Here is a 5,626-nt window from a genome sequence, read left to right as displayed (position 1 = left end):
GAAAGTATATATGAATAATCCTTTAATTACTATTATCATCCCAATATATAATGTAGCACCTTATTTAAGAGAATGTTTAGATAGCGTAATAAATCAAACGTATAAAAATTTAGATATTATGTTAGTGGATGATGGAAGTGACGATGGAAGCTTAAATATAGCCTTAGAATATCTTGGTAAAGATGAAAGAATATTTTTAATCTCCAAGGAAAATGGGGGACAATCTTCAGCAAGAAATATGGGATTAGAATTTATAAAAGGAACTAAACTCAGAAGTTTTTTTGAAGATAACATCGAACAAGACATAATTTCTTTTACTTCAACTCATACTTTTGATAAAAATACAAAAATAATTAATAAAGAAACAATAAAATCAAATTTTGTACCTATTCAAAAAAGATATATAAAAACAAATATAGAAAATATAAATGATTTATTAGTCCAAGAGCTACCAAATTCTATAATTCACTTTTTAGATTCAGATGATTATTTTTTAAATGATTGCATAGAACTTTGCGTGAAAGAAATGATTGAAAAAGATTTAGATATTTGTGCACATGGGTTGCAAGAATATTATGAAACGGATAAGAAATTTATAAAAAAAGATTTTTTTGAAAAAATATTTGATAGCGAATGTTATAACCCTCTAGATTTATTAAAATTAAATAAAAAATATAATTTTTATTTTGCTTGGCAAGGAAGTTTTAAATCTAGTATTTTAAATCAATACAATCTTCGCTTTACTCATGATATATATTATGAAGATCATGATTTTGGAACGATACTATTTTGTTTAGCTAAGAAGATGTTTTACATAAGAAAATCTTTGATAATTTATAGAATTAGACACAATTCTATAACTAATTTTTTAAAAAATATGCCAGTAATTTTACCAAAATGTTTAGAATCCTTAAAAGGACATTTTGATGATTATATAGAACTTAGAAAATATTTTAAACTCTATTGTGATCTTGTCATCGCTAAAAATATATTTTTATTCAATCAAAGCATAAATAATAATTTTCTTAAAAAAAGTATTAAAAGATATTATATACACTATTTTGAATTGAAAATTAATAATGATCCATTAAATTTAAAAAAAGAAATTAAATTTTTTGTGAAAAATTTGAAATGCTATAATATTTATATAAAATTTAGAAATTATATAAGACATCCAAAAAAAGTAAGGTTTTTTTAATGTTTCACATAGTATTTAGTGCTGATGAAAATTATATAAAATATACAGCTGTGTTAATAACTAGCATAGTTTTTAATACAGATAAAAATAAAAAATTCAAAGATTTTGACAAAAATTCAAATATAAAAAATGAAAAATATATTTTTCATATATTAAGTAATTTTGTAAATGATAAAACTAGAGAAAAACTTATAAATTTGCAGAAAAAATTAAATGAATATTTTCCCTGTGAGATTAAAATACATATAAAAAATGATAAAGATTTTAGTAAATTTCCAAATTCAGGTGCTGCTCATAGTACTAAATTGCCTTATTATAGAATTAAATTGAGCTCTATTTTTAGTGATAATATACAAAAATGTTTATATTTAGATTTTGATATGCTTTGTATGTGTGATATAAGAGAGATTTTTGCTATAAATTTAGAAGGTAAGGTAGCTGGAGTTGTTGGTGATCTTGGGTCTAAAAAACATAAAATAAAATATATACAAAATGGTAAAAAAATAACTTTAAAGTTTGATGAAAATTATTTTAACTCGGGTTTTTTGTTAATAAACCTAAAAGAATATAAAAGACAAAATATAGAGCAAAAGTGTGAAGATTTAGCTAGTAAATGTTTTTATATAAAAGCAGCGGATCAGGATCTATTAAATTTTTCTATAAAACCTCAATATCAATTACAACTAGATTTTGCTTATAATTTTAGCACCATTGCTTTTTGTTATGCAATTTGTAAAAATGAAAATAAAAATAGATTAAATTATACTAGATCCGAATTTAATAAAGCAAAACAAAAACCTAAAATACTTCATTATGGAGAAAAACCTTGGAGATTTTTAAAATCTTATTTTGATTATTATGGTAAAAATATAAATGATTATTGGTGGGATATAGCTGCTAAAACTCCTATTTTCAATGAAGAATTATTAAAAAGTAAAAACAATATAACAAATCATTTATTATGCGCTGGTTTAGGTAATGAGCTTTTAAATGCTACTTTGAATTTTAATTTACTAAAAATCAAATCTTTGGTCAAAAATACAAATAATGATAGAAAATACACAGAAAAAGCAAAAAATATACAAGATAGTCTTTTTGGATTTTGCTGTATATTAGGAATTACTATTTTCTATGCTAGAGCTTATAATAAAAATTTCTTTAGTGTATATTTAAAAGCTTTAAAAATTATTTATTATTTTAAAAAATATTCAAATCTTTAAACAATTTTTCCCATTTTTGTATAATAACTTCTTTGCTAAATTTTGTTTTCACTATATCCTTTGCACCCCCCCATAGTTTTTCTTAAATTTTCATCATCCATTAAAACATAAAGTTTATTTGCAAAACCATCTAAATCTCCATCATTTATTAAAAAACCACTTTTTTCATTTTCTATATATCGCTTGGACCGGTGTTTATATCAAAGGCAATGCTAGGAAATTGATAATTTGCACTTTCTATTAAAACCATTCCAAATCCTTCCCACTTGCTTGTCATTACATAAATACTTGCATTTAAATATTCTTTTTCTATTTCTTTGGTGAAGGGTTTTAAGATTATATTTTCAAGTTTATTTTCTTTGATTTTTTCTTTTATAGTATTTTTTAATTCACCTTCGCCAACTATAGTCAAAGTCCAATTTTGATACTTTTTATCTTTTTGCACCATTTTCCAAATTTCTATAAGTCTTAAAAACCCTTTTTCGTCATTAGAAGTCATCCTTCTATGCTTAAAATATTTTTTTGTTTATAATCGCTTGTTTTTTCAGATATAAAAGGTATAAAATTTGGTATTACATTTATATTTTTGTGGTATTTTTTCCATTCATTTATTTGTTTATTAGAAAGTATTACTAAATTATCAAAATAATCATTTCTTTTTCTATATTTTTTAAATTTGCTATGAATTAAATTTATATATTTTGTATTTTTATTTTTAAAAAATGGAAAATGAGGACAATTATTATAAATCATGATATCTATATCTTTATATTTTTGCTTTAAAATATAGCTTTCATAGTATTTATAAAAAAGTTTGTAAAATAGATTTTTTCTCATGTATTTTTGAGATTTTTGATGTAAAAATTCTATTTTTATATTTTTATTTATATCGTAAGATATTTTTTCATATTCTTTATAAAAACTAAATATACTTATTTCATAACCAAGCTCATTAAAAGCATTTGCCAAATTTACTACGACTCTTTCAGCACCCCCGCCTATAGTTATATCACCTATTAAAAGCATAATTTTCATTTTATATCCCAATTTATATTTTTATTTTTTATAGTATTTAGATAAATTTGATGATTGATTTCTAGCATATTTTTAGAATTTTCTTCGTGGTAAATATGATAGGCTAAGGCATTGAATTTTAATCTTTTAAAAATTCCATTATTAAATAAAAATCTAGCTACAAATTCGCTATCTTCTCTTCCCCATCCTATGAAATTTTCATTAAAACCATTTATAGCTTCAAAATCGCTTTTATAAAAGCTCATATTGCATGTTTTACTACCCTTGACTAAAAAAGATTTTTTAAAAAACTTTTTATTAATAGTAGAAAATTTATAAATCAATCTTGCTAAAAAAATATTTCTTCTATTTTTTAAGCTTTTTTTGTCAAATGCTAAATTAAAATTCATTTTATTTAAAATTTTTTCGCTTTCTTTTTCATTTAAAATTATTCTTGAACCTTGCAAAATAGTCTTTTTTGATGAAAAATTTAAATGATCTTTTATGAAATTTGTATCTAAAATCATATCTCCATCTATTAAAATGATATATTCACTTTTAGATGCTTTTATAGCTTTATTCCTACTAGCTGCTGCGCGAAAGCCATCATCTTCTTGCCAGATATGTTTTAAATTACAAGGAAAATCTTTTTGGTATTTTTGTATAAGTTTTGCTGTGTCTTCTTTGCTTCCATCATCTGCTATTAAAACTTCATCAGGTAAAGGATTTAAATTTTTTACACTATCTAAAACTAAAGCTAATCTTTCTTTTTGATTGTAAGTTGTTATGATTAAAGAACAAGTTTTAGGCTTTTGTAATTTTAATTCATATAATTTCATATATTTAAAAAATGCTCCAAGTCCATTACAAGTACTAATAATAAAACCTTTATAGCCATAAAAAATTCCTTTTTTTAAAAAATAATTTCTAAAAAAAGTCCAAAAACCTCTTGCAATAGCTTTAAAAATTCCACTTTCTTTTTGCAAATTTTGTTTAGCCCAAAGACTAGAATATCTTTGAAGTTTATCTAACAAACCATCGATATCTTCAAAAGCAAAATGTCTCAAACCATTTTGCAACTTAATCTTTTTGCTATCTTCATGTAAAATCAAACTCTCATGTACCAAATTTTCATTAAAACTAGTATGGGTTTTATTAAACACCCGCATTACATAATCAGGCCACCACCCACAAGCTTTAATCCACTCCCCACTGTATAAATTTTCTCTTGGTAAAGCTATGATATCTTCTTTATCAGGCTCAATTTGCCGTAATTCTTGTAAAAATTCTTTTTTAGCAAGCTCATCTGCGTCAATATTAAAAATCCAATCCTTACTAGCATAACTTATGGCTAAATTTTTCAAAGGTCCAAAACCTATAAATTTATATTGATAAATCTTGATATTTTTATAACTTTTACTAAACTCATAAGCAATTTTTAAAGTATCATCATTGCTATCATTTTCTATTAAAACAATCTCGCCAAATTCTTGCAAAGATTCCAAGCAAGCTTTTAATGTTTTTTGAGCATTTTTAACAATCATTATCACACTAATTTGCTTTAAATTCATAATTAAGCTTCTTTTTAATAAAATTCTATTACTTTTAACATAATAATATAAAAAACAACTAGGTGAAAGTATATATGAATAATCCTTTAATTACTATTATCATCCCAATATATAATGTAGCACCTTATTTAAGAGAATGTTTAGATAGCGTAATAAATCAAACGTATAAAAATTTAGATATTATGTTAGTGGATGATGGAAGTGACGATGGAAGCTTAAATATAGCCTTAGAATATCTTGGTAAAGATGAAAGAATATTTTTAATCTCCAAGGAAAATGGGGGACAATCTTCAGCAAGAAATATGGGATTAGAATTTATAAAAGGAACTAAACTCAGAAGTTTTTTTGAAGATAACATCGAACAAGACATAATTTCTTTTACTTCAACTCATACTTTTGATAAAAATACAAAAATAATTAATAAAGAAACAATAAAATCAAATTTTGTACCTATTCAAAAAAGATATATAAAAACAAATATAGAAAATATAAATGATTTATTAGTCCAAGAGCTACCAAATTCTATAATTCACTTTTTAGATTCAGATGATTATTTTTTAAATGATTGCATAGAACTTTGCGTGAAAGAAATGATTGAAAAAGATTTAGATATTTGTGCACAT

4 protein-coding genes and 1 pseudogene are annotated in these 5,626 nt (G+C 23.2%); 3 read left to right on the top strand and 2 right to left on the bottom strand.

Annotated features, from left to right (window positions below; genetic code table 11):
- The first annotated feature begins 10 nt into the window (after nt 1-10).
- Together AJ884_RS02495 and AJ884_RS02490 are read left to right on the top strand one after the other, a co-directional pair.
- On the top strand, nt 11-1,198 hold the full coding sequence (locus AJ884_RS02495) for a glycosyltransferase family 2 protein (protein WP_070211433.1): 1,188 nt from the start codon (nt 11-13) through the stop codon (nt 1,196-1,198).
- Nucleotides 1,198-2,418: a glycosyltransferase family 8 protein gene (locus tag AJ884_RS02490; RefSeq protein WP_070286401.1), complete on the top strand. Its 1,221-nt coding sequence runs from the start codon at nt 1,198-1,200 to the stop codon at nt 2,416-2,418. Before AJ884_RS02495 ends, AJ884_RS02490 begins: the two co-directional genes overlap by 1 nt.
- Here AJ884_RS02490 and AJ884_RS02485 read toward each other — a convergent pair.
- Together AJ884_RS02485 and AJ884_RS02480 are read right to left on the bottom strand one after the other, a co-directional pair.
- Nucleotides 2,396-3,453: pseudogene (locus AJ884_RS02485) on the bottom strand (glycosyltransferase family 4 protein). The gene AJ884_RS02490 and the pseudogene AJ884_RS02485 sit on opposite strands and share 23 nt — an antisense overlap.
- Nucleotides 3,450-5,003 carry a glycosyltransferase family 2 protein gene (locus tag AJ884_RS02480; RefSeq protein ID WP_070286400.1) on the bottom strand — a complete coding sequence of 518 codons (1,554 nt, stop codon included), beginning with the start codon at nt 5,001-5,003 and terminating at the stop codon, nt 3,450-3,452. Before AJ884_RS02480 ends, AJ884_RS02485 begins: the two are co-directional and overlap by 4 nt.
- Before the next feature lie 74 nt (nt 5,004-5,077).
- Here AJ884_RS02480 and AJ884_RS02475 point away from each other — a divergent pair.
- Nucleotides 5,078-5,626 (top strand): glycosyltransferase family 2 protein (locus tag AJ884_RS02475; RefSeq protein ID WP_148116008.1); only part of this gene is annotated, 549 nt, incomplete at its 3' end.

The sequence above is a fragment of the Campylobacter sp. BCW_6463 genome, assembly GCF_001762785.1.
GTDB lineage: Bacteria > Campylobacterota > Campylobacteria > Campylobacterales > Campylobacteraceae > Campylobacter_D > Campylobacter_D jejuni.
Note: the sequence above shows the minus strand (reverse complement) of the source record. Positions and strands in the feature narration are given on the sequence as shown.

Bases quoted from the DNA above. Each gene is read 5' to 3' on its own strand.
- AJ884_RS02495 (WP_070211433.1), top strand. From the start codon at position 11: ATGAATAATCCTTTAATTACTATTATCATCCCAATATATAATGTAGCA.
- AJ884_RS02490 (WP_070286401.1), top strand. From the start codon at position 1,198: ATGTTTCACATAGTATTTAGTGCTGATGAAAATTATATAAAATATACA.
- AJ884_RS02480 (WP_070286400.1), bottom strand. From the start codon at position 5,003: ATGAATTTAAAGCAAATTAGTGTGATAATGATTGTTAAAAATGCTCAA.